Consider the following 21099-nt stretch of genomic DNA (forward strand, 5'->3'; position numbering starts at 1 on the left):
ACCGGGCGGCCTTGATAATTTGCCTAGACGTTGACCTTGCCGATCAGACGCGGCGCTCCACCATCATCTTCTTGATCTCGGCAATCGCCTTGGCAGGGTTGAGACCCTTCGGGCAGGCCTGCGCGCAATTCATGATCGTGTGGCAGCGATAGAGGCGGAAGGGATCCTCGAGATTGTCGAGACGCTCGCCGGTCGCCTCGTCTCTGGAGTCGATCAGCCAGCGATAGGCCTGCAGCAGAACGGCGGGACCGAGATAACGGTCGCCATTCCACCAATAGCTCGGACAGGAGGCCGAGCAGCAGGCGCAGAGAATGCACTCGTAGAGACCGTCGAGCTTCTGGCGATCCTCATGGCTCTGTTTCCATTCCTTGGCAGGCGCCGGAGAAACGGTCTTGAGCCACGGCTCGATCGAACGATGCTGCGCATAGAAATTGGTCAGGTCCGGAATGAGATCCTTGACCACCGGCATATGCGGCAGCGGATAGACTTTCACCGTGCCATTGATCTCGTCCATGCCCTTGGTGCAGGCCAGCGTGTTCGTCCCGTCGATATTCATCGCGCAAGATCCGCAGATGCCTTCGCGACAGGAGCGACGCAGCGTCAGCGTCGGGTCGATATTGTTCTTGATGTACAAAAGCCCATCGAGAACCATCGGGCCGCAATCGTCGATATCGATGTAGAATGTATCGATGCGCGGGTTCTGGCCGTCATCCGGGTTCCAGCGATAGACGCGGTATTCACGAACATTCTTGGCAGCGGTCGGCTTCGGCCAGACCTTGCCTTCGGTCATCTGGGAGTTCTTGGGGAGAGCGAGTTCAACCATGTCCAGTTCCTCTGCAGATCAATAAACACGTGCCTTGGGCGCGATCTTGTAGGGATCGATGCCTTCGGCAATGAGTTCAGTGTGAACCGGGCGGTAGTCGAGTTTCACGTCGCCGGCCTCGTTGACCCAGGCCAGCGTATGCTTGCGCCAGTTGACGTCGTCGCGGCCGGAGAAAGGACCGTCGACATAGTCTTCGCGAGCGTGGCTGCCGCGGCTTTCCTTGCGGGCCTCGGCGCCATAGACCGTGGTGATCGCATTGGCCATGAGGTTGTGCAGTTCGAGCGTTTCGACCAGATCGGAATTCCAGATCATCGAGCGGTCGGTGACCTTGATGTCGGGTAGTTCCTTCCAGATCGCCGAAATGCGGCGGCAGCCGCTTTCCAGCGCGTCCTGTGTGCGGAACACGGCGGCGTCTTCCTGCATGGCGCGCTGCATCTTGTCACGCAAGACGGCAGTCGGCGTCGAGCCACTGGCATTGCGGATGCTGTCGAAGCGATCCATGATCTTGTCGCAGGCGGCAGTGTTCAGCGCCGGGATCGGCACTGCACGGTCGATGACCTCAGCCGCGCGGATGGCCGCAGCACGACCGAAGACGACCAGGTCGATCAGCGAGTTGGAGCCGAGACGGTTGGCGCCGTGCACCGAAGCGCAACCGGCTTCGCCGACCGCCATCAGGCCGGGCAGAACCCGTTCCGGATTGTCGCTGTCGGCATTCAGCACTTCGCCCCAGTAGTTGGTCGGGATGCCGCCCATGTTGTAGTGCACGGTCGGCAGGACCGGGATCGGCTCGCGGGTGACATCGACGCCGGCAAAAATCTTCGCCGATTCCGAAATGCCTGGCAGGCGCTCATTCAGGACCGCCGGATCCAGATGGTCGAGATGCAGGTAGATGTGGTCCTTGTTCTTGCCGACGCCGCGACCCTCGCGGATTTCCAGCGTCATGCAGCGCGAGACAACGTCACGCGAGGCAAGGTCCTTGGCTGACGGTGCATAACGCTCCATGAAGCGTTCACCCTCGGAATTGACCAGATAACCGCCTTCGCCGCGTGCGCCCTCGGTGATCAGGCAGCCCGCACCATAGATGCCAGTCGGATGGAACTGCACGAATTCCATGTCCTGCAGGGGCAGGCCAGCGCGGGCAACCATGCCGCCGCCGTCGCCGGTGCAGGTATGGGCCGAAGTCGCGGAGAAATAGGCGCGGCCATAACCGCCGGTCGCCAGCACGACCATCTTCGCCGAGAAGCGGTGGATGGTACCATCGTCGAGGTTCCAGGCGACGACGCCGGTGCATTTGCTGCCGTCCTCGGACATGATCAGGTCGAGGGCGAAATATTCGATGAAGAACTCGGCATTGTGCTTGAGCGACTGGCCATACAGTGTGTGCAGGATGGCGTGGCCGGTCCGGTCGGCGGCAGCGCAGGTGCGCTGCACCGGCGGGCCTTCGCCGTAGTTCTGCATATGACCGCCGAACGGCCGCTGGTAGATCTTGCCTTCCTCGTTGCGTGAAAACGGCACGCCGTAATGCTCGAGCTCATAGACCGCCTTCGGCGCTTCCATGGCGAGATACTGCATGGCATCGACGTCACCGAGCCAGTCGGACCCCTTGACAGTGTCATACAGATGCCACTGCCACGAGTCCGGCGTCATGTTGTTGAGCGAGGCGGCAATACCACCCTGCGCCGCAACCGTATGCGAACGGGTCGGGAAAACCTTGGTGATGCAGGCGGTCTTGAAGCCCTGCTCGGCCATTCCAAGCGTCGCGCGCAGACCGGCGCCACCGGCACCAACGACCACGACGTCGTAGGAATGGTCGACGTAGATATAGGCCTTGCCGTTCGGGGCAGTGTTATGAGTGGGTGCCATTTTGAATTATCCTACGAATGCGATCTTCAAGATGGCGAAAAGACAGAGCGCGCCCATCAAGATTGCAAAGAATGTGTTGAGCATCAGAAGCACGAGCTTCGGAATTTCCGCGTGCACGTAGTCTTCGACGATGACCTGCATGCCAAGCTTCATGTGAATGATGCCGGAGATGACCACCAGGCCCATGATCACCGCAACCAGCGGGTTCGACAGGGCGGCCGTCACTTCTTCATACGGCGCGCCGCCGTACATGACGAGGAAGACGACGAAAATGATAAGGAGCGGAACGTTGGCGACGGCCGTGACGCGCTGGCGCCAGAAATGCTCGGTGCCATCCTTGGCGGATCCAAGACCGCGAACCTTGCCGAGAGGTGTACGCATATCCATGAATTTATCTCCCTAGCGCACGATGTAGGCGATGACCCAGATCAGCGCGGTCAGACAGAGTGACACGACGAAGGAGACCTTCACCAGTTTGGTGGTAAAATGCTTCTCGAAGCCATAGCCGAGATCCCACATGAAGTGGCGAAGGCCGCTGAGCATGTGATACATCAGCGCCCAAGTGTAGCCGATCAGGATCAGCTTGCCGATGATCGAGTTCATCGCCCACTGCACCCAGTCGTAGTACACACCACCCGACGCCATGGCGATCAGCCACCAGGCGACAAGCACGGTACCGAAATACAGCGCAGCACCGGTAATGCGGTGTATGATCGACGCCATCATGGTCGGGATTGGCTTGTAAATTTGCAGATGCGGCGACAGAGGCCGGTTTTTCGTCACATTCGCCATCTAAACCTCGCGGCGTTTCGATGCGGTCCGAGTTTTCGGAGATCCATTACAGTGTTCGCAGCCCAGATCGGGTGCACTGCATCACGGCTTTAATCCTCGACACCCCGGACGACAAGCACATTCGCTTGACGTTTTCAATTTAATCGATTCGGTTCGATAGAACTTTAGCCTAGGCAGCACCCCAATATCCCCCTTACGAAAAAACCACGTCGGCGGATGACTTTAGCAACTGTATGCGGCATTGTGCGTTAACGTTACGTTAACCACGCTGCAGAGGAGCGCGCCAATGACGGTCTATCGGTTCACGCTGGCAGGCGCAGCAGCCATCGCCACGATCGCACTCTCCACGGCATCCATCGCCGGAGACTATCGCCATCATGGTCATAATAACCGGTCGCATCATAACCGGTCGCAGGCCGTGATCGGCGGCAACGGCCTTCCTTCGGTGGTGCCGGGCGTCGGCACCTTTGCCGGAAATATCGCGGCTGTTCGCATCAAGGGCAATGGAATCTATTTCTATCGCGATGGCACAGCCAGGCCTGCCGTCGTGTCCTACAAGGCGCCCAAGGCGCGGATCATCGAGATTTCTGAGGATGCACCCGGTGCCGCCTGCTCGTTTGAAGCCGGCGTCTGCGTGATTCGCCCCTGAACCCGCCTGCCCAGCGAAATCGGCTCAGACGAACCGCCAGACGGTCGTCTTCTTCACTTCGCTGTCTTCCAGCACCCGTGTGACCGGCACCTGATAGGTGGCAAGCGCTTCCAGATGTTCAGTCGGCCGGTAACTCCGGCCCGGATCGCCGACAAGGACCATCGTGCCGGCTGCCGCCAATCGCCCGAACCAGCCCTTCAGCGCCGCGGCAAAATCTCCGTCGTAAAACACGTCACCGGCCAGAACGACATCCGCATCCACCGACATGCCGATCAGGTCGTCATTGGTGAAATCGAGCGTCACGCCATTCGCCGCGGCATTCAGCCGCACGGCATTTTTCGCCCACGGATCGATATCTGCGGCCACCACATCGGAAGCCCCGGCCATGGCCGCAGCAATCGCCACCAGGCCGGAGCCGCTGGCAAAATCGAGAACCCGCTTGCCGCGCACGGTCTCGGGATGATCCAGGACGTAGCGCGCAAGCCCCTGGCCGCCGGCCCAGGCGAACGCCCAGAACGGCGGCGGCAGGCCGATCGCCTCGAGGTCATCCTCGGTCTTCAGCCACAGGTCGTGAACCTCGCTCGCCAGATGCAGCCGGATTTCCGGCACATGCGGCGGCGCAAGCAGACTTGTATTGTCGAGGATGAAACGCTCGGGATCTGTTTTCAAAGGCTCAGACCGGTGGGTTTTCCAGCCCGCCCATGCGGCAGACCTCGAAATATTCCTCTTCCGTCACCGGCTGCACAGAAAGCCGCATGGAGGTAACCAGCGCCATTTTTTCCAGTGCCGAACTCGCCTTCACGTCTTTCAGCGTGACGGGCTTCGGCATGTCACAGACAGCCCGGATGTCGACGCAGTCCCAGCGCGCATCGCCTTCAGCGGTGGAGTCCGGATGCGACAGAGCACAGACCTCGACGATGCCGACGACTTCGAGCCCTTCGTTCGAATGATAGAAGAAGCCCTTGTCGCCGATCTTCATCGCCCGCATGTTGTTGCGCGCCAGATAATTGCGCACACCGGTCCATTCGGTACCGGTGGCGCCCGCATCCTTCTGCATCTGCCAGGACCACTTGAACGGCTCGGACTTGTAGAGCCAGAACGCCATGCTGCTCACGCCTCCGGGTTGTTGAAGACCCAGTTATAGGGTTTGATCTCGACCGTTTCGAACAGGCCGGCCTTGGCATAGGGATCCTGCGCTGCGACAGCCTTGGCGTCCTCCAGGCTGTCGGCTGCGATCAGCAGCATCGACCCGCAGGGCTTGCCGTCGCTGTCGAGGAACGGGCCGCCGATCTTGAGCGTGCCGGCAGCGTTCAGGCCGTTCAGCCATTCCACATGCGGCGGCCGCGTTTCCATTCTGAGGTTGAGATGACCGGGCTTGTCGGCGCAGATGACGGCAAACAGCATGAAACGCTCCTTCGGGATGGTGTTTATTCGGTGGTGATCGGACGTGACATCAACTGCGTGATCACGGTTGGAATATCAAGACGTCCATCGATGATCGCCGCCACCGCCTGGGTGATCGGCATGGAGACATTCAGGCCTTCGGCCAGACGGGCGGCAACCGCCGCGGCAAAGGCGCCTTCGACCAGCGGACCATTCCCCGCGGCCATATCCTCGCCACGCCCGAGACCGATGCCGAAGCGCAGGTTGCGCGACTGGTGGCTTGTCGCCGTCAGCACCAGGTCTCCAAGGCCGGACAGGCCGCGCACGGTATCGCCACGCCCGCCCATCGCCTCGACCAGACGCGACATTTCCGCCAGTCCACGGGCGATCAGCGCGGCCCGGGCGGAATCGCCCAAGCCCATGCCTTCGACCACACCACAGGCGATCGCCAGCACGTTCTTCAGCGCACCGCCAAGCTGCACACCAACCCGGTCATCCGAGGCATAGAGCCGGAAGGTCTTGCCCGAAATCGCCTTGGCCAGCCGTTCGGCGGTGGCAAGATCGGCGGCAGCGAGCGCCATCGCCGTGGGCAGTCCCTTGGCGATATCGGCAGCGAAGCCTGGACCGGACAGCACCGCGATCGGATGATCGGGAAGCGCCTCTTCCAGCACATCGGTCAGCAATCGGGCGGTTTGTTTCTCGATGCCCTTGGCACAGATGACAACCGGCACATGCTTGCCGAGATGGGGACCATAGACACGTGCGGCATCGAGCTGCGCCTGCGACGGCATGGCAAAAAGCACGATATCGGCGTCCGCGATATCTGCGGGCCGCGCCGAATAGCGCAAGGCCGCCGGCAACTGGATACCTGGCAATGCCGTATCTTGAATGCCGGACGCGGCCAGATCCGCCATTAGCGAGGCGTCGCGCCCGACGAGCACAACGTCCGCCCGGCCCTCTTGCGCCATGACCGCAGCGAGCGCCCTGCCGAAAGCACCGGCGCCGACGACGGCAATCCGCTCGTGCCCGCTCATGCCTTGGCTCCGCGTTTGCCATAGGCAAGCAAAGCCTGAGCGCCGGCATCCAGCGGCCAGCGCGAGCGCGGCGCGACATTCAAGTCGTCGGGAGCCATCCCGAGCGCCATACGTTCAAGGCCTGCCCAGGCAATCATCACCGCATTGTCGGTACACAGACGATGCGGCGGGGCGACGAAGCGGAACCGGTGCCGGGCGCAGAGCTCGTCGAGCGTGCGGCGGACCTCCTGATTGGCGGCAACCCCGCCGGCAACGATCAGCGCCGGCTCGACCGCATCGGGATACGTCTCGTGGAAGCGCTGCAGTCCACGGCCGATACGGTCCATCAGCGTGCGCGAAATCGCCCGCTGGAACGAGGCGCATATATCGGCAATATCCTGGTCGGTGACCGGCGCTATGCCTTCGGCCGCCTGCCGCACCGCCGTCTTCAGGCCTGAAAAGGAAAAGTCGAGCCGGGCTTCGCCGACCAGCGGCCGGGGAAAGGCAAACCGCTTGGCATTGCCGGTAGCAGCTGCGCGCTCGACCGCCGGGCCACCCGGATAAGGCAGGCCCAACAGCTTGGCGGTCTTGTCGAAGGCTTCGCCCAGTGCATCGTCGATCGTCGTGCCCCAGCGCTCGTAGTCGCCGACGCCCTTGACCAGAACCAGCTGCGTATGACCGCCGGAGACCAGCAGCATCAGATAGGGAAAAGCCACGCCATCCGTCAGCCGCGCCGTCAGCGCATGGCCCTCCAGATGGTTGATCGCATAGAGCGGCTTGCCCGAAGCGCGCGCCATCGCCTTGCCGGTCATCAGACCGACCAGCAGCCCGCCGATCAATCCGGGCCCGGAGGTCGCCGCGATCGCATCGATGTCGGCAAGCGTGATGCCCGCCCGGGTTAAGGCCTCTTCGATCAGCGTATCGAGGGCCTCGACATGCGCACGCGCCGCGATTTCCGGCACGACACCGCCATAGGCGCTGTGTTCGTCCAGCTGGCTGAGGACCACGTCGGCCTCCGTGACGGCGGTCCCGTCCGGAAGACGTGTGACCACTGCAGCCGCCGTTTCGTCACAGCTGGTTTCGAGACCGAGAATACGGAGTTGCGACGTCATGGACCCTGTTCATTGATTGCGGTGACCGGGAAACCGGTCTACGAGGACAGTCGGTAACAACGGATCTGATCGGATGCAAACAAAACCTTTCCGCATCGGCACACGCGGAAGTCCGCTGGCGCTTGCCCAGGCTCACGAGACACGCGATCGCCTGATGCTCGCCCATAACCTGCCGGAAGAGATGTTCGAGATCGTCGTGCTTTCGACAAAAGGCGACCGGATCACCGATCGTGCCCTGTCGGAGATCGGCGGCAAGGGCCTTTTCACCGAGGAACTGGAGCAGCAGCTGAGCTCGGGCGCACTCGATCTTGCCGTGCATTCTTCCAAGGACATGCCGACGAAGTTGCCCGATGGCCTGTATCTTTCCGCCTTTCTGCCACGCGAAGATGTGCGCGATGCGGTCATCGGCCGCACGGCTCCGAGCCTGCAGCAATTGCCGCATGGCGCGACCGTCGGCTCCGCGTCGCTTCGACGCCAGGCGCTGATCCGCCGCATTCGACCGGATGTGAAAGTCATCACCTTTCGGGGCGCGGTCGACACTCGCCTGCGCAAACTCGCAGACGGTGAGGTCGATGCGACACTACTTGCCTTCGCCGGCCTGAAGCGCCTCGGCAAGCAGGATGTGCCGACGCAACTGCTCGACCCGTCCGAATTTCCGCCGGCACCGGCCCAGGGCGCGATCTGCATCGAGAGCCGGATCGGCGACAACGGCGTCAATGCGCTTCTGGCAGCCATCAACGATCGTCCGACTTTCGACGCCGTCACCTGCGAGCGTGCCTTTCTCGGCGCACTCGATGGTTCCTGTCGCACACCAATTGCCGGCCTTGCGACCATCGAGGGCAATCACCTTCGTTTTTCGGGAACAATCCTGACCCCGGACGGCAGCCAGTATTTCGATATCGCAGCTGAAGGCCATGGTTCCGATGCCGCAAAGCTTGGCCGGGAGGCCGGCGAAGCGATCCGCGCCAAGGCCGGCAGCGGCTTCTTCACCAGCTGGAGCTGACCCCATGCGCGTTCTGGTGACGCGACCTGAACCGTCAGCGGACAAAACCGCTGCCCAGCTTCGGCGTCGCGGCCACCAGCCAGTGCTCCTGCCGCTGATGCAGGCGCACCACCAGATCGACACGCTGCGCCGGGCTTTGGCCGAGGCACCGCGTGCTCTGGTCGTGACAAGCAGCGAAGCCGTTCGAGTCCTGGCCAGTCTCGGGCAGGACCTGTCGCCCCTCCTGGCACTTCCCGTATTTGCCGTTGGCACGAGGACGGCCGAGGCAGCGCAGAACCTCGGCTTCACCAATGTCCTTGTCGGCGGAGGAGATGGCGAGGCTCTGGCCGATCGCATTCTTGCCGAATGGGATAACGGCAGAGACAACGGTCTCCTGTATCTGGCAGGCACTCCCAGGACGCCCGGATTGGAAGCCCGATTGAATGCGGCCGGCCTGAAGCTCGCCGTTGCAGAATGTTACCGCATGCTGCCGATCGACCACCACCCGACGAGGCTGCAAGCAGCCTTCGATCCATGGCCAGACGTGGCTCTTCTGTATTCGACGGAAACCGCAAGGCATTTCGTGTCGCTGCCGCCGATGAACGACGACAAGCGACGCATCAAGAAAATGCGCCTGCTGTGCCTGAGCAAAAAGATTGCCGAGACCTTGCCACCCGATCTTCGCGCAAGCGCCGTATGGCCGTCCGACCCCAATGAGGATCTGCTTCTCGATCTCATCTGAAGGTCGCAGGCTCAAAATCGATCTTCTCCCTTTCCTTCGACGGACTGACTGACTACGTTTAGGTCGATGCTGGGAAATGAAGAGGTTGCCATGGTTTCCGGAAAGCCACCCCGCCGATCGAAGTCCTCGGACGATCCGGTCACGATTGACCTGTCCGCAGAGGAAACCGGCGCGCCAACCACCGCTACAGACACCGTCGCCGCCTCTGACACGGCTACAGAAGGCGAGCCGACATTTGTCGAAGTCCCCGTCACCCCTGTAGACGATGCTGAACCAACCGGCATTCGGGCCGAGGCACCGATCCCGGAGTCGGAACCAGAACCGGCCCCGTATCCATCCTATCAGGAGACGGTTGCAGAAACCTCTCCCCCTCCGCGTGAGCCGGCTCGCCAGTCACCGGCGACATCGACGCTGATCGCCTCCGGTATCTTTGGTGGTCTGGTTGCCCTGGCGCTCGCCGGCAGCATGCAATATGCCGGCATTGTCCCGGGAATTGGCCCCGAGAAACCAAGCGCTGCGGCACCGGCCGACAACGCCGAACTCCAGGCGCTGAAAGCCGAAGTGGCACGCCTTGCAGCGGCACAGCCTGCCCCGGCAGCCGACAGCGGACTGGCCAACCAAGAACTGGCCGACCGCGTTGCGGCACTGGAAGCCTCCGTTCAGGCGGCCAGCGCGGCGGCGCCGACAATCGACCCAGCAGCGCTGAACGAACTCAATGCCCAGATCACCCTCTCGAGAGATGCCATCGCGGCCTTGCGCAGCGATGTCGCCAGCAATGCCGAAGCTCTGAACCAGAGTGAGGCACGACTGGCCGAGGCGGAGAAGAAAATCGAGGAACCGCGCAACGACGTGGAAATGGCGCGTGCGATCGCGCTGGCCGGCCTGAAGACCGCCATCGATCGTGGCGGTCCTTTCATGTCCGAACTGGATGCGCTGAGAAGCGTCGCACCGGATGATCCCGCCGTGCAGGCGCTTTCGCCGATGGCTGCGACCGGCATTCCGTCGCGCGCCGATCTCGCCAATGGTTTTGGTGAAACCGCCGATGCGATCCTTGCTGCCATCCATCAGCCCGATCCGGACCAGGGCATTGCCGACCGGCTGCTGTCCGGCGCTTTGTCGGTCATCAAGGTTCGCCCCGTCGGCAATATCGAGGGAGAAACGCCGGAAGCCATTGTCGCCCGTATCGAAAACAAGCTTCAGAACGGCGACCTGAAGGGCGCATCCCTGGAATGGCAAACGCTGCCCGAAGCCGGCAAAGCGGCCTCGACGGACTTTGCCACGACGTTGAGCAAGCGCGTCGAGGTCGAAGCCACGATCGGCGCAGCCCTTGCCAGCACCGTTGGCGGGGCATCTGCCGGAACAACCGGCGGAACTGGGGGCTGAGACAATGACGACTGTTCTGAAGATCCTGTTCTTTTTCATCACCATTCTCGTTCTCGGCTTCGGCTTCTCCTGGCTGGCGGATCGGCCCGGATCCCTGTCGATCATCTGGGAAGGCCAGTTGATCGAAATGAGCCTGATGGTGGCCGCAACGATCATCATCGGCATCGTGGCAGTCGTGATGGCCTTCTGGTGGCTGTTTCGCACGCTCTGGACTTCACCGCATTCCGTCCGCCGCTATTTCCGCGCCCGCACCCGTGACCGTGGCTATCAGGCCCTCTCCACCGGCCTGATAGCGGCCGGCGCCGGCAATGCCATTCTCGCCCGCAAGATGAGCGCGCGTGCCCGCGGCCTGCTGCGCGCCGACCAGGAACCGCTGATCCTCGTGCTCGACGCCCAGGCGTCGCTCATCGAAGGCCGCCACGACGAAGCACGGCGACTGTTCCAGCAGATGTCGGAGGATGCCGAAACCAGGGAGCTTGGCCTGCGCGGTCTCTATGTCGAGGCAAGCCGCCTCGGCGCTCATGAGGCGGCCCGCCAATATGCCGAGACCGCAGCCGAGAACGCCCCCTACCTGCCTTGGGCTGCCAAGGCGACGCTCGAATATCGCTGCCGTGCCGGTCACTGGGATGATGCGATCCGCCTGCTCGACCAGCAGCGGGTTGCCCATGTGCTTGACCGCTACGAGGCCGATCGTCTCAAGGCCGTCCTGCTGACCGCAAAGGCGCAGGATCAGCTTGAAGGCGAACCGGTGGCCGCCCGCGATCATGCCCTGAAGGCGCTGAAGCTTGCCAAGGATCTTGTGCCGGCTGCCATCGTCGCCGCCAAGGCCTATCAACGCGAAGACAATCTGCGCAAGGCCGCCCATACGCTGGAACAGGTGTGGAGGCTTTCACCCCATCCGGAAATCGCCCAGGCCTATGTGCGGTCGCGAAGCGGTGACAGTGGCGTGGACCGTCTGAAGAAGGCCGAAAAGCTCGAAGCGCTGAAGCCAAACAACATCGAATCCCTGCTGGCCGTTGCCGAGGCGGCCCTCGAGGCGCAGGAATTCGACAAGGCGCGTGCCAAGGCGGAAGCGGCCGCCCGGATCGAATCGCGCGAGCGCGTCTATCTTCTGCTCGCCGATATCGAGGAGGCAGAAACAGGCGACCAGGGCCGCATCCGTCACTGGATGGGCCAGGCGGTCAAGGCAGCCCGCGATCCCGCCTGGGTCGCCGACGGCCATGTCTCCGAACGCTGGATGCCGATCTCGCCCGTGACCGGTCGCCTGGATGCTTTCGAATGGAAGGTTCCCTTCGACCAGATTGAAGGTCCGATCGAGGAAGGCAATCTGTCGGGCGCTGAAAAAGCCCTGGGAACCCTACCACCGATCGTGCCGAAGGAACCGGAGCAGGCTCCAACGCCGCCCGCCCCGATCGTCGATGCAGAAACACCGGTGGTGATCGAGGAAAAGCCGGAAGCTGCGGCAAAGAAGCAGGCGGCAGCGCCGCTTCCCCTTGCGGATCGCGAACAATCCATCAAGGCTGACGACATAGTCGAACCGTTCTTCGGTCGCCCGCCCGATGACCCGGGCGTCAAGGATCACAGCCGCGCCGCGCCCGAGGCAAAGACCCGGCTCAAACTGTTCTGATAGGATCTCTATGCTCGAACGTCTGCAATCCTTTTTCCAATCGATCACGCAAGACCGCCCACCGGCGGTTTTCGCACCTGATGACCCGCGCATCGCTGTCGCGGCGCTGTGTTTTCAGGTCATGGAAGCCGATGGCGTGGTCCGCGATGCAGAAAGGAAAAAACTGCGCGCGATCCTGCAGGAGCAATATGATCTCGACGAGGCCAAGCTTGAAGCACTGATTGCCGCCGGTCAGGAAGCGGAAAATGAAGCCGTCGATTACTACCGATTTACCACCGACCTAAAGCGTCATCTCGACGAGCCGGCACGAGAACAATTGATCGGCATTCTCTGGGACATCGTCTATGCAGACGGAAACCGCAGCGAGATGGAGGATCACGCCATCTGGCGGGTTGCCGATCTGCTGGGGGTCTCGTCGCGCGGCCGTGTGATCCAGCGCCAGGAGGCCGCAGCCCGCGCCGGAATGGGAGCAAGCGACGATGCTCCATGACCCGACGCGCGCTACGCGTAAACAACCTGTTCTGATCGTCCTGCATCAGGAACGCTCCAGTGCCGGTCGTGTCGGACAGATGCTGGAAGAAAAGGGTTATCCTCTGGATATCCGTCGTCCGGTGCTCGGAGAAAAACTGCCCTGCACCTTGGCCAGCCACGCCGGTGCCGTCGTCTTCGGCGGACCGATGAGCGCCAACGATCCCGACGAGTTCGTCAAGCGCGAGATCGACTGGCTGGATATACCGCTGAAGGAAAACAAACCCTATCTCGGCATATGCCTCGGTGCCCAGATGCTGGCGCGCCAACTCGGTGGCAAGGTGGAGGCCGACCGGGAGCAACGCACCGAGATCGGCTGGTATCCGATCCGCCCCACAGAGCATGGCCGCGTACTGATGCACTGGCCGCAGATGGTCTACCACTTCCACCGCGAAGGCTTCAGCCTGCCGCATGGAGCCAAGCTGCTGGCGGAAGGCGACATATATCCGAACCAGGCCTTCCGCTACGGCCAGAATGCCTGGGGCGTCCAGTTCCATGCCGAATTGACCAGAGCCATGATGCACCGTTGGGTCGTGCATGGCGCCCACCGCTTCGTCCTGCCGAACGCCCAGCAGGGTCGCGATCACCTGGATGGACGGATGATCTTCGATGCGCCGCTTCGCGCCTGGCTATCGAATTTTCTCGACCTGATTTTCGAAAAGGCTCATTTGCCCGCCTGAGGCTCTGGCGCTTCAAGGCTGTCGATCTTGCGCAACTGCGGAAAGCCGAAAGCCCAGAGCCCGGCAACCGCCAACGTGCCGACGCCACCGACGACCACGGCCGCGACCGGCCCGATGAAATGTGCCATGGTCCCGGCGCGAAACTCGCCAAGCTCGTTCGACGCCCCGACAAACACCATGTTGACCGCATTGACGCGACCGCGCACCTCATCCGGCGTCCAGAGCGCGATGAGTGTCTCGCGCACATAGACCGACGCCATGTCGGCAGCCCCCATCAGCATCAGCGCAACGATAGACACCCAGGCGGTCTGCGACAGGCCGAACATGATCGTTCCGGCACCGAACAATGCAACGCCGACGAACATGAACACACCAGCATTGTGGCGGACCGGATAACTCGCAAGCGCAATGGCGACGAGGATGGCGCCGATACCCGGCGCCGCGCGCAACAGGCCGAGGCCCCATGGCCCGAGCGTCAGGATATCGCGCGCAAACACCGGCATGAGTGCGACGGCACCACCAAGCAGAACGGCAAACAGATCGAGCGAGATCGCTCCCAGCACGATCTTCTCACCGAAGATGAAGCGGAAGCCGGCCAGCAGCGTGTCCCTGGTGACGGCCTTGTTCGACATGCGCTGGACCGGCCGCTCCACCAGGAAGACCAGAACGGCAGCCCCGAGGAAAAACGCCAGCGACGTCGAATAGGCGAGTACCGGGCTCGCGCCATAGAGCAGGCCGCCGGCAACAGGGCCGATGATCGACGCCGTCTGCCAGGACGACGAATTCCAGGCGACAGCGTTGGCAAGATCCGCAGTCGGCACCAGATTGGGTGCCAGGGACTGCACGGCCGGCGCCGCAAACGCCCGCTCTATCCCGAACAGGACGAGAATGGCAAAGACGATCGTCGGCTCGAAGGCATCCGCCAACGTCAGTCCCAGCATCGCCGCCGCGCAAAGCGAGCTCAGCACCATGCAGGCTGCAACAATGGCACGGCGATTGTAGCGGTCGGCAACCGAGCCGGTGACGAGTATCAGCAACAACGCCGGAAGAAACTGCACCAGGCCGATCAGGCCGAGATAGAAGGCGCTACCGGTCTGGTCATACATCTGCCAGCCAACCGAGACGCTGAGAATCTGGGTCGCAAAGGCACCTAGAAAACGGGCAAAGAAGAAGCGCGTATAGGATTTATGCCGGAACGCAGCAAAACGGTCGCCGGCGGAAGAAGGGGTCATGTCGAAAACTTTCAGAAACAGCGGGACAAACCAGCCCGTTAAACATGATTTCGAATGCGGGCGCCCCATCCACTTGTCCGTTAAGTCGCCAATGTCTACATCTCTGTCAACCAAGAAATGGAGACTTTGAATGCTTGCGCTATTTCAAACCATCGATCTCGTACTCAGCATCTTCACCTGGATTCTGATCGGCAGCGCGATCTTCTCGTGGCTCTATGCCTTCAACGTCATCAATTCGAGCAATCGCTTCGTCGCCTCGCTCGGCTCGTTCTTCTACAATGTCACCGAGCCCGTGCTACGCCCGATCCGTCGCTTCATGCCCGATCTCGGCGGGATCGACATCTCGCCGATCGTCGTACTCGTCCTGATCTTCTTCGCACGCTCGCTGTTGTGGAACACGATCTACCCGCTGGTGGCGTGAACAAGCCCTACCGGATTGCCGCCGACCATCTGCTGCTCGCCATACGGCTGACGCCGAATGGCGGGCGCGACATGCTGGAGGGCGCCGACATTTCGGCCGACGGGCAGGTTTACCTGAAAGCCCGGGTCACGGCCGTTCCGGAAAAGGGAAAGGCCAACAAGGCCCTGATCGCCCTGGTCTCCAAGACGCTACGCTGCCCCAAGTCCTCGATCGCGGTTATATCCGGCGATACATCCAGACAAAAAATCCTCCGGATCGATGGCGACCCGGAGGATTTGGCAGAAAAGCTCGACGTTGTTCTGACGGGCTGACGCTTATTTCTTTTCTTCCGTCGCGCGCTGGATCGATTCCAGGATCAGCTGCTTGGCGACATCCACGTCGCGCCAGCCGCCGATCTTGACCCACTTGCCCGGCTCGAGATCCTTGTAGTGCTCGAAGAAGTGCTGGATCTGTTTCAGGGTGATTTCCGGCAGGTCGGTATAATTGGTGATCTTGTCGTAACGGCGGGTCAGCTTCGGAACCGGAACGGCAAGGATCTTTTCGTCCATGCCGCCATCGTCTTCCATCAGCATGACGCCGATCGGGCGGACGTTGATAACGCAACCCGGCACCAGCGGACGCGTGTTACAGATCAGCACGTCCAGCGGATCGCCGTCGAGGCAGAGCGTGTGCGGCACGAAACCGTAGTTACCCGGATAGGTCATCGGGGTGTAGAGGAAACGGTCGACCACCAGCGTGCCGGCTTCCTTGTCCATTTCATACTTGATCGGTTGACCGCCAACCGGAACCTCAACGATGACGTTGATGTCTTCCGGCGGATTCTTGCCAATGGCAATTGCATCGATGCGCATTTTGGACCCCGTGGGAGTGTTGAAATCCCGCGTTTCCTAAAGCGAAAGATGGCGCATTGCAACACGGCTTTGGGCGAAGCGTGGGAATGGTAAAGTGCGGCGGTGCTCGAGCTACTGATTTGTCAGCCGCCAGGAAAGACTGAATGGCCCTACCCACTCCAGCCGACACAGCCTGTTGCCCGACGCTCCAATGCCGTCAGGATGACGAGCCGAGGCTCAGTTCCAGACGAAACCCAGCTTCTTCAGATGCACGTTGTCGAAATCTTCCATACCTTCGACCGTGTCGATCCCGCCATTCGAGCGGAAGAAGCCGGCAGCAATCTCGCTGTCTTCAAGGCACCAGACGACCATTCCATCGCAGCCGAGCGATTTCAGCAGCCGGCGGGCCTCGTTGAACAGCGCATAGCCAAGACCGATGCCCTGGTATTCCGGACGCAGGTAGATCTCGTAGATTTCGCCTTCATGCGGCAGGGAACGGGCACGGTTGAGGCCGAGAGAGGCATAACCGGCGACAACGCCTGCCACTTCGACAACCAGGATCGTGGCTGGTCCACGCGTCGCCTTGCGCCACCAGGCTTCCCCCCGCCGCTCGATCATCCGGGTCAGGGCACGATGGGGAATGATGCCGGAATAGGCATGCTGCCAGGCGCTGCGATGGGCTTCGGCAATCGCCGCGCCATCCCGGGGACCGGCAAGGCGCATATCAATCGACAACGTCTTCATAACGTTACTCTCGTCCTCGCAGAAATCACGAAACGGCTCATCCGTCAGTCGATTTCCGGTCCCATCATCTGGACCACAGACCGAAATTTAACGCTTTTTTAACCCATCTCGCAAGCACTGACACATCCCATGCACAAACAAAAACCCCGGCATTTCTGCCGGGGTTCAAAACAATCAAGACTGGAATTCGACAATCAGGCGATCTTCGCCTTGCCGAAACGCTTGCGGTCGTTGGCGTCGAGATAGGTCTTGCGCAGACGAATGTTCTTCGGCGTCACTTCCATCAGCTCGTCGTCCTGGATCCACGACAGGGCGCGGTCGAGCGTCATGCGGATCGGCGGGGTCAGGCGAACAGCTTCGTCCTTGCCGGCCGAACGGATGTTGGTGAGCTGCTTGCCCTTCAACACGTTGACCTCGAGGTCGTTGTCACGGCTGTGGATGCCGATGATCATGCCGGCATAGACCTTTTCGCCTGGTTCGATGATCATCGGACCACGGTCTTCCAGGTTGAACATGGCATAGGCAACGGCTTCGCCGGACTGGTTCGACAGCAGCACGCCATTGGTACGGCCGCCGATTTCGCCCTTGTAAGGCTGATAATCATGGAACAGACGGTTCATGATCGCGGTGCCGCGGGTGTCGGTCAGCAGTTCCGACTGGTAACCGATGAGGCCACGGGTCGGTGCAAAGAACTTCAGACGAACGCGGCTGCCGCCGGACGGGCGAAGCTCGGCCATTTCGGCTTTGCGCTCGGACATCTTCTGGACGACGATGCCGGAATGCTCTTCATCGACGTCGATGACGACTTCTTCGATCGGCTCGAGAACGTTGCCGTCTTCATCCTTGTGCATGACCACGCGCGGACGCGACACGGCAAGCTCGAAACCTTCGCGACGCATGGTTTCGATCAGAACGGCCAGCTGCAATTCGCCGCGGCCCGAGACGAAGAACGAATCCTTGCCGTCCGATTCTTCGATCTTCAGCGCGACATTGCCTTCGGCTTCCTTGAACAGACGGTCGCGGATGACACGGCTGGTGACCTTGTCACCTTCGGTGCCGGCCAGAGGGCTGTCGTTGACGAGGAAGGACATGGTGACGGTCGGCGGATCGATCGGCTGTGCGGTCATCGCTTCGGTGACCGACGGATCACAGAACGTGTCGGCAACGGTGCCTTTGGACAGACCTGCGATGGCAACGATGTCGCCGGCATGGGCTTCTTCGATCGGCTGGCGCTCGATGCCACGGAACGCGAGGATCTTTGAGATACGGCCGGTTTCAACGGTCTTGCCGTCCTGGCTGAGAACCTTGACGGACTGGTTCGGCTTGATCGAGCCGGAAGCGATACGGCCGGTGATGATACGACCGAGGAAGGGGTTGGCTTCCAGCAGCGTGCCGATCATGCGGAACGGGCCTTCGCCGACATTCGGCTCGGGAACATGTTCCAGAACCAGGTCGAGCAGCGGCGCCAGGCCCTGGTCCTTCGGACCTTCCGGGTTGACGTTCATCCAGCCATCGCGACCCGAACCGTAGAGGATCGGGAAGTCGAGCTGTTCGTCAGTGGCGTCGAGATTGGCAAACAGGTCGAAGACTTCGTTGATGACTTCTTCGTGGCGGCCGTCCGGACGGTCGATCTTGTTGATCGCAACGATCGGGCGCAGGCCAACCTTCAGAGCCTTGGAAACGACGAACTTGGTCTGCGGCATCGGGCCTTCAGACGAGTCGACCAGAACGATCGCGCCATCCACCATCGACAGGATACGCTCGACTTCGCCGCCGAAGTCGGCGTGGCCGGGGGTGTCGACGATGTTGATGCGCGTGCCCTTCCACTCGATCGAGGTCGCCTTGGCGAGAATGGTGATGCCGCGCTCTTTTTCGAGGTCGTTCGAGTCCATCATGCGCTCGACCGTGCGCTGGTTGTCGCGGAACGAACCGGACTGCTTCAGGAGCTCGTCGACGAGCGTTGTTTTGCCATGGTCGACGTGCGCGATAATCGCGATGTTGCGCATTTTCATGATAAGGATCTCTGGTGGCTTTGGCGCAAATGCCGGTGAAGTGCCGGTGGCGCGCCTGTTACTTTGGGGCGCTCATAACCCTTTTTTTGCAATTGCGAAAGAGGGGAAACCGCCGGCACCGGTTCAATGGTTACCGACGGCGCAGAAAAATCGCCTTTTCTTGCAGACTGACTAAGCCGCCAGCCCCTTTTTCTTCAGCATTGCCTCCGGTGTCGGCATCCGTCCGCGGAAGGCCATATAGGCGTCTTCCGGATCGATCGAGCCGCCGACGGAGTAGATGTTTTCCTTGAGTTTTCTGGCCGTTTCCGGATCGAATGCATTGCCCGTTTCCTCGAAGGCGGCAAACGCGTCTGCGTCCAGAACTTCCGACCACATGTAGGAATAGTAGCCGGCCGAATAGCCGTCGCCGGAAAAAACGTGCTGAAAGTGCGGCGTGGCATGGCGCATCACGATGGACGCAGGCATGCCGATTTTTGCCAGAACGGCATTCTGAACGGCAATCGGATCGTCGATTGCCCCTTGCGTGTGGAACGCCATGTCGACCAGCGCCGAAGAGGTGAACTCAACGGTCGTGAAGCCGGCATTGAAAGTCCGCGCCGCCAGCACCTTCTCGAGAAGAGCCTGTGGCATCGGTTGGCCGGTCTCGAAATGCACGGCATAAGTCTTCAGGATTTCGGGCACCGTCAGCCAATGTTCGTAGAGCTGCGACGGCAGCTCGACGAAATCGCGCGAGACGCTGGTGCCCGATACCGATGGATAGATCACGTTCGACAGCATGCCATGGGCAGCATGGCCGAACTCGTGAAACAGCGTGCGCGCATCGTCGAGCGACAGAAGCGCCGGGCGACCCAGCTCCGGCTTGGCAAAATTGCAGACATTGTAGATGATCGGAATTTCGCCGACATGCCCGTTTTTCAGCGTCAGCCGGTGCTGCGACTGGAACGAACTCATCCATGCACCCGACCGCTTCGACGGACGGGCGAAATAATCGCCGAGGAACAGCGCAACGAGCTGATCCGACCGGTCGCGGATTTCAAAGACGCGCACGTCGGGGTGATAGCCGGCGACACCCGTCATCGGCACGGCCCGGATGCCGAAGATACGGCCGGCAACATCGAAACAAGCCTCGATGATCTTCTCAAGCTGCAGATAGGGCTTCAACTCGGCTTCGGAGAAGTTGAACTTCCGGGCGCGCAGCTTTTCCGCATAGTGACGCCAGTCCCAGGGAGCAACCTCGTGGTTGCGGCCTTCCCCGGCAATTAGCTCGGCCAGTTCGTGCTCCTCCCCCTCGGCCTGCTTCACGGCCTTCTCCCAGACCTGCATCAGCAGGCCGTTCACCGCGTCCGGCGTTTTCGCCATGGTGTTGTCGAGCTTGAGGCAAGCATAATTCTCGTATCCCAGAAGCGCAGCCTTTTCGGCCCGCAGCGCCAGCGTCTCCTTGACGATCTGGCGATTATCGGTTGCGCCGCCATTGATGCCGCGGGCCGTCCAGGCCTTGAACGCTGTCTCGCGCAGGTCGCGGCGCTCGGAAAAGGTCAAAAAGGGTTCGATGATAGAGCGCGAAAGCGTCACGACATAGGCGTGCCCGCCGGCATGGGCCGCAGCAGCCGATGCCATGGCATCGCGCAGGAAACCTGGAATGCCCGCAAGGTCATCCTCTCCGGCCAGCGGCAGGATCCATGAGCTTTCGTCCGCCAGCACGTTCTGGCCAAACTGTGCCCCGAGGCTCGCCAGTCGCTCGTTGATCGCCGCAAGGCGCTCCTGCTGCGCCTTTGGAAGTTTCGCACCCGACTTGACGAAGCCCTTCCAGTGCCGCTCCAACACGCGGGTCTGTTCCAGCGACAAGCCAAGCTCGTCCCGCGCGTTCCACAGCGTATCGATCCGCTGAAACAGCGCGACATTCATGCCGATCTTGGAATAGTGGCGCGACATCTTTGGGGCAATCTCTCGTTCCAGCGCCTGGATGGCCGGATTCGTGTGTGCGCCCGCCCGATTCCAGAACAGCGCCGACACGCGGGAAAGATTATCGCCGGCCAATTCTAGCTCGACAATGGTGTTTTCAAAGCTTGGCGCTTCCGCATTGCCCGCGACCAGATCGATTTCGGTATCGTGCTCGGCCAAACCCGCCTCGAAGGCCGGCGCGAAATCGCCATCAGCAACCGCCTCGAATTTCGGCAGGCCATGCGGGCCCGTCCATTCGAAAACGGCAGGATTATAGACGAGGGAACCAGTCATCAGCATCTCCTTCGATGGCGCTTCCGATCCGCGAAGCACGTCCATCCG

At 61.3% G+C, this 21099-nt stretch carries 23 protein-coding genes; 9 read left to right on the forward strand and 14 right to left on the reverse strand.

Going from position 1 to position 21099, the window contains the following annotated elements; translation table 11 throughout:
* Positions 1-43 precede the first annotated feature (43 nt).
* Genes GVK95_RS17205 through sdhC form a run of 4 tightly spaced genes read right to left on the reverse strand, consistent with a single transcriptional unit; the run spans position 44 to position 3478 of the window.
* Positions 44-823 carry a succinate dehydrogenase iron-sulfur subunit gene (locus tag GVK95_RS17205; protein WP_159951816.1) on the reverse strand — a complete coding sequence of 260 codons (780 nt, stop codon included), beginning with the start codon at positions 821-823 and terminating at the stop codon, positions 44-46.
* An 18-nt stretch (positions 824-841) separates the two neighbouring features.
* Positions 842-2686: a succinate dehydrogenase flavoprotein subunit gene (sdhA, locus tag GVK95_RS17210; RefSeq protein ID WP_159951818.1), complete on the reverse strand. Its 1845-nt coding sequence runs from the start codon at positions 2684-2686 to the stop codon at positions 842-844.
* A gap of 6 nt (positions 2687-2692) precedes the next feature.
* Positions 2693-3073 (reverse strand): succinate dehydrogenase, hydrophobic membrane anchor protein, encoded by a 381-nt coding sequence (sdhD, locus tag GVK95_RS17215; protein WP_159951820.1) that lies wholly within the window; start codon positions 3071-3073, stop codon positions 2693-2695.
* A 12-nt stretch (positions 3074-3085) separates the two neighbouring features.
* Positions 3086-3478, reverse strand: a complete 393-nt coding sequence (gene sdhC, locus GVK95_RS17220; protein ID WP_159951822.1) for a succinate dehydrogenase, cytochrome b556 subunit — start codon at positions 3476-3478, stop codon at positions 3086-3088.
* 286 nt (positions 3479-3764) lie between these two features.
* Here sdhC and GVK95_RS17225 point away from each other — a divergent pair, with 286 nt between their 5' ends.
* On the forward strand, positions 3765-4127 hold the full coding sequence (locus tag GVK95_RS17225; RefSeq protein WP_159951824.1) for a hypothetical protein: 363 nt from the start codon (positions 3765-3767) through the stop codon (positions 4125-4127).
* A 24-nt stretch (positions 4128-4151) separates the two neighbouring features.
* On the opposite strand, the gene GVK95_RS17230 is transcribed toward GVK95_RS17225, so the two are convergent.
* From GVK95_RS17230 to tsaD, 5 genes are read right to left on the reverse strand one after another with little or no spacing between them, the layout of a single operon-like run.
* A complete protein-coding gene (locus GVK95_RS17230; protein WP_159951826.1) occupies positions 4152-4796 on the reverse strand; it encodes a methyltransferase in 645 nt (214 codons plus the stop codon).
* Between the two features lie 4 nt (positions 4797-4800).
* Positions 4801-5232, reverse strand: coding sequence for an EVE domain-containing protein (locus tag GVK95_RS17235; protein WP_159951837.1), 432 nt, complete (start codon positions 5230-5232; stop codon positions 4801-4803).
* Between the two features lie 5 nt (positions 5233-5237).
* A complete protein-coding gene (locus GVK95_RS17240) occupies positions 5238-5531 on the reverse strand; it encodes a YciI-like protein (protein WP_159951839.1) in 294 nt (97 codons plus the stop codon).
* Positions 5532-5554: 23 nt separating this feature from the next.
* Positions 5555-6544 carry an NAD(P)H-dependent glycerol-3-phosphate dehydrogenase gene (locus GVK95_RS17245; RefSeq protein ID WP_159951841.1) on the reverse strand — a complete coding sequence of 330 codons (990 nt, stop codon included), beginning with the start codon at positions 6542-6544 and terminating at the stop codon, positions 5555-5557.
* Complete coding sequence (tsaD, locus tag GVK95_RS17250) at positions 6541-7635, reverse strand: tRNA (adenosine(37)-N6)-threonylcarbamoyltransferase complex transferase subunit TsaD (protein ID WP_159951843.1); 1095 nt, start codon at positions 7633-7635, stop codon at positions 6541-6543. The genes GVK95_RS17245 and tsaD overlap by 4 nt, the downstream gene beginning before the upstream one ends.
* Before the next feature lie 73 nt (positions 7636-7708).
* On the opposite strand from tsaD, the gene hemC reads away from it, so the two are divergent.
* From hemC to GVK95_RS17280, 6 genes are all read left to right on the forward strand, one after another.
* Entirely contained in the window at positions 7709-8638 is a 930-nt protein-coding gene (gene hemC, locus GVK95_RS17255) for a hydroxymethylbilane synthase (protein WP_159951845.1), read from the forward strand.
* 4 nt (positions 8639-8642) lie between these two features.
* Positions 8643-9359, forward strand: a complete 717-nt coding sequence (locus GVK95_RS17260; protein WP_159951847.1) for a uroporphyrinogen-III synthase — start codon at positions 8643-8645, stop codon at positions 9357-9359.
* Between the two features lie 90 nt (positions 9360-9449).
* Positions 9450-10742: a mitofilin family membrane protein gene (locus tag GVK95_RS17265; protein ID WP_159951849.1), complete on the forward strand. Its 1293-nt coding sequence runs from the start codon at positions 9450-9452 to the stop codon at positions 10740-10742.
* Between the two features lie 4 nt (positions 10743-10746).
* Positions 10747-12369: a heme biosynthesis protein HemY gene (locus GVK95_RS17270; protein ID WP_159951851.1), complete on the forward strand. Its 1623-nt coding sequence runs from the start codon at positions 10747-10749 to the stop codon at positions 12367-12369.
* Positions 12370-12379: 10 nt separating this feature from the next.
* Positions 12380-12859 carry a TerB family tellurite resistance protein gene (locus GVK95_RS17275; protein WP_159951853.1) on the forward strand — a complete coding sequence of 160 codons (480 nt, stop codon included), beginning with the start codon at positions 12380-12382 and terminating at the stop codon, positions 12857-12859.
* Positions 12849-13577 (forward strand): glutamine amidotransferase, encoded by a 729-nt coding sequence (locus tag GVK95_RS17280; RefSeq protein WP_159951855.1) that lies wholly within the window; start codon positions 12849-12851, stop codon positions 13575-13577. The genes GVK95_RS17275 and GVK95_RS17280 overlap by 11 nt, the downstream gene beginning before the upstream one ends.
* Here the strand turns inward: GVK95_RS17280 and GVK95_RS17285 are convergent.
* A complete protein-coding gene (locus GVK95_RS17285; RefSeq protein ID WP_159951857.1) occupies positions 13562-14809 on the reverse strand; it encodes an MFS transporter in 1248 nt (415 codons plus the stop codon). The genes GVK95_RS17280 and GVK95_RS17285 overlap by 16 nt on opposite strands.
* A gap of 130 nt (positions 14810-14939) precedes the next feature.
* Between GVK95_RS17285 and GVK95_RS17290 the strand changes: the two genes are divergently transcribed.
* Together GVK95_RS17290 and GVK95_RS17295 are read left to right on the forward strand one after the other, a co-directional pair.
* Positions 14940-15230, forward strand: a complete 291-nt coding sequence (locus tag GVK95_RS17290; protein ID WP_007605860.1) for a YggT family protein — start codon at positions 14940-14942, stop codon at positions 15228-15230.
* Positions 15227-15541, forward strand: a complete 315-nt coding sequence (locus GVK95_RS17295; RefSeq protein WP_159951859.1) for a DUF167 domain-containing protein — start codon at positions 15227-15229, stop codon at positions 15539-15541. The genes GVK95_RS17290 and GVK95_RS17295 overlap by 4 nt, the downstream gene beginning before the upstream one ends.
* A 3-nt stretch (positions 15542-15544) precedes the next feature.
* Here GVK95_RS17295 and ppa read toward each other — a convergent pair whose 3' ends face one another.
* The 4 genes from ppa to GVK95_RS17315 all read right to left on the reverse strand — a co-directional run bounded on the left by ppa (position 15545) and on the right by GVK95_RS17315 (position 21051).
* Complete coding sequence (gene ppa / locus GVK95_RS17300; protein ID WP_007605862.1) at positions 15545-16081, reverse strand: inorganic diphosphatase; 537 nt, start codon at positions 16079-16081, stop codon at positions 15545-15547.
* A gap of 216 nt (positions 16082-16297) precedes the next feature.
* Positions 16298-16804, reverse strand: a complete 507-nt coding sequence (locus GVK95_RS17305; RefSeq protein ID WP_159951861.1) for a GNAT family N-acetyltransferase — start codon at positions 16802-16804, stop codon at positions 16298-16300.
* A 194-nt stretch (positions 16805-16998) separates the two neighbouring features.
* Positions 16999-18816 carry a translational GTPase TypA gene (gene typA, locus GVK95_RS17310; RefSeq protein WP_159951863.1) on the reverse strand — a complete coding sequence of 606 codons (1818 nt, stop codon included), beginning with the start codon at positions 18814-18816 and terminating at the stop codon, positions 16999-17001.
* 171 nt (positions 18817-18987) lie between these two features.
* On the reverse strand, positions 18988-21051 hold the full coding sequence (locus tag GVK95_RS17315) for a M3 family metallopeptidase (protein ID WP_159951865.1): 2064 nt from the start codon (positions 21049-21051) through the stop codon (positions 18988-18990).
* Between the last annotated feature and the right edge of the window lie 48 nt (positions 21052-21099).

It is taken from the genome of Rhizobium sp. 18065 (assembly GCF_902706095.1).
Taxonomy (GTDB): Bacteria; Pseudomonadota; Alphaproteobacteria; order Rhizobiales; family Rhizobiaceae; genus Allorhizobium.

Excerpts from the sequence above, each read along its gene's own strand:
- GVK95_RS17265 (WP_159951849.1), top strand. The coding sequence starts at position 9,450 with ATGGTTTCCGGAAAGCCACCCCGCCGATCGAAGTCCTCGGACGATCCG.
- sdhA (WP_159951818.1), bottom strand. The coding sequence starts at position 2,686 with ATGGCACCCACTCATAACACTGCCCCGAACGGCAAGGCCTATATCTAC.
- GVK95_RS17225 (WP_159951824.1), top strand. The coding sequence starts at position 3,765 with ATGACGGTCTATCGGTTCACGCTGGCAGGCGCAGCAGCCATCGCCACG.
- ppa (WP_007605862.1), bottom strand. The coding sequence starts at position 16,081 with ATGCGCATCGATGCAATTGCCATTGGCAAGAATCCGCCGGAAGACATC.
- GVK95_RS17315 (WP_159951865.1), bottom strand. The coding sequence starts at position 21,051 with ATGACTGGTTCCCTCGTCTATAATCCTGCCGTTTTCGAATGGACGGGC.
- typA (WP_159951863.1), bottom strand. The coding sequence starts at position 18,816 with ATGAAAATGCGCAACATCGCGATTATCGCGCACGTCGACCATGGCAAA.
- GVK95_RS17270 (WP_159951851.1), top strand. The coding sequence starts at position 10,747 with ATGACGACTGTTCTGAAGATCCTGTTCTTTTTCATCACCATTCTCGTT.
- sdhC (WP_159951822.1), bottom strand. The coding sequence starts at position 3,478 with ATGGCGAATGTGACGAAAAACCGGCCTCTGTCGCCGCATCTGCAAATT.
- GVK95_RS17240 (WP_159951839.1), bottom strand. The coding sequence starts at position 5,531 with ATGCTGTTTGCCGTCATCTGCGCCGACAAGCCCGGTCATCTCAACCTC.
- GVK95_RS17275 (WP_159951853.1), top strand. The coding sequence starts at position 12,380 with ATGCTCGAACGTCTGCAATCCTTTTTCCAATCGATCACGCAAGACCGC.
- GVK95_RS17235 (WP_159951837.1), bottom strand. The coding sequence starts at position 5,232 with ATGGCGTTCTGGCTCTACAAGTCCGAGCCGTTCAAGTGGTCCTGGCAG.
- GVK95_RS17245 (WP_159951841.1), bottom strand. The coding sequence starts at position 6,544 with ATGAGCGGGCACGAGCGGATTGCCGTCGTCGGCGCCGGTGCTTTCGGC.
- hemC (WP_159951845.1), top strand. The coding sequence starts at position 7,709 with ATGCAAACAAAACCTTTCCGCATCGGCACACGCGGAAGTCCGCTGGCG.
- GVK95_RS17260 (WP_159951847.1), top strand. The coding sequence starts at position 8,643 with ATGCGCGTTCTGGTGACGCGACCTGAACCGTCAGCGGACAAAACCGCT.
- GVK95_RS17305 (WP_159951861.1), bottom strand. The coding sequence starts at position 16,804 with ATGAAGACGTTGTCGATTGATATGCGCCTTGCCGGTCCCCGGGATGGC.
- GVK95_RS17290 (WP_007605860.1), top strand. The coding sequence starts at position 14,940 with ATGCTTGCGCTATTTCAAACCATCGATCTCGTACTCAGCATCTTCACC.
- GVK95_RS17285 (WP_159951857.1), bottom strand. The coding sequence starts at position 14,809 with ATGACCCCTTCTTCCGCCGGCGACCGTTTTGCTGCGTTCCGGCATAAA.
- sdhD (WP_159951820.1), bottom strand. The coding sequence starts at position 3,073 with ATGGATATGCGTACACCTCTCGGCAAGGTTCGCGGTCTTGGATCCGCC.
- tsaD (WP_159951843.1), bottom strand. The coding sequence starts at position 7,635 with ATGACGTCGCAACTCCGTATTCTCGGTCTCGAAACCAGCTGTGACGAA.
- GVK95_RS17205 (WP_159951816.1), bottom strand. The coding sequence starts at position 823 with ATGGTTGAACTCGCTCTCCCCAAGAACTCCCAGATGACCGAAGGCAAG.
- GVK95_RS17280 (WP_159951855.1), top strand. The coding sequence starts at position 12,849 with ATGCTCCATGACCCGACGCGCGCTACGCGTAAACAACCTGTTCTGATC.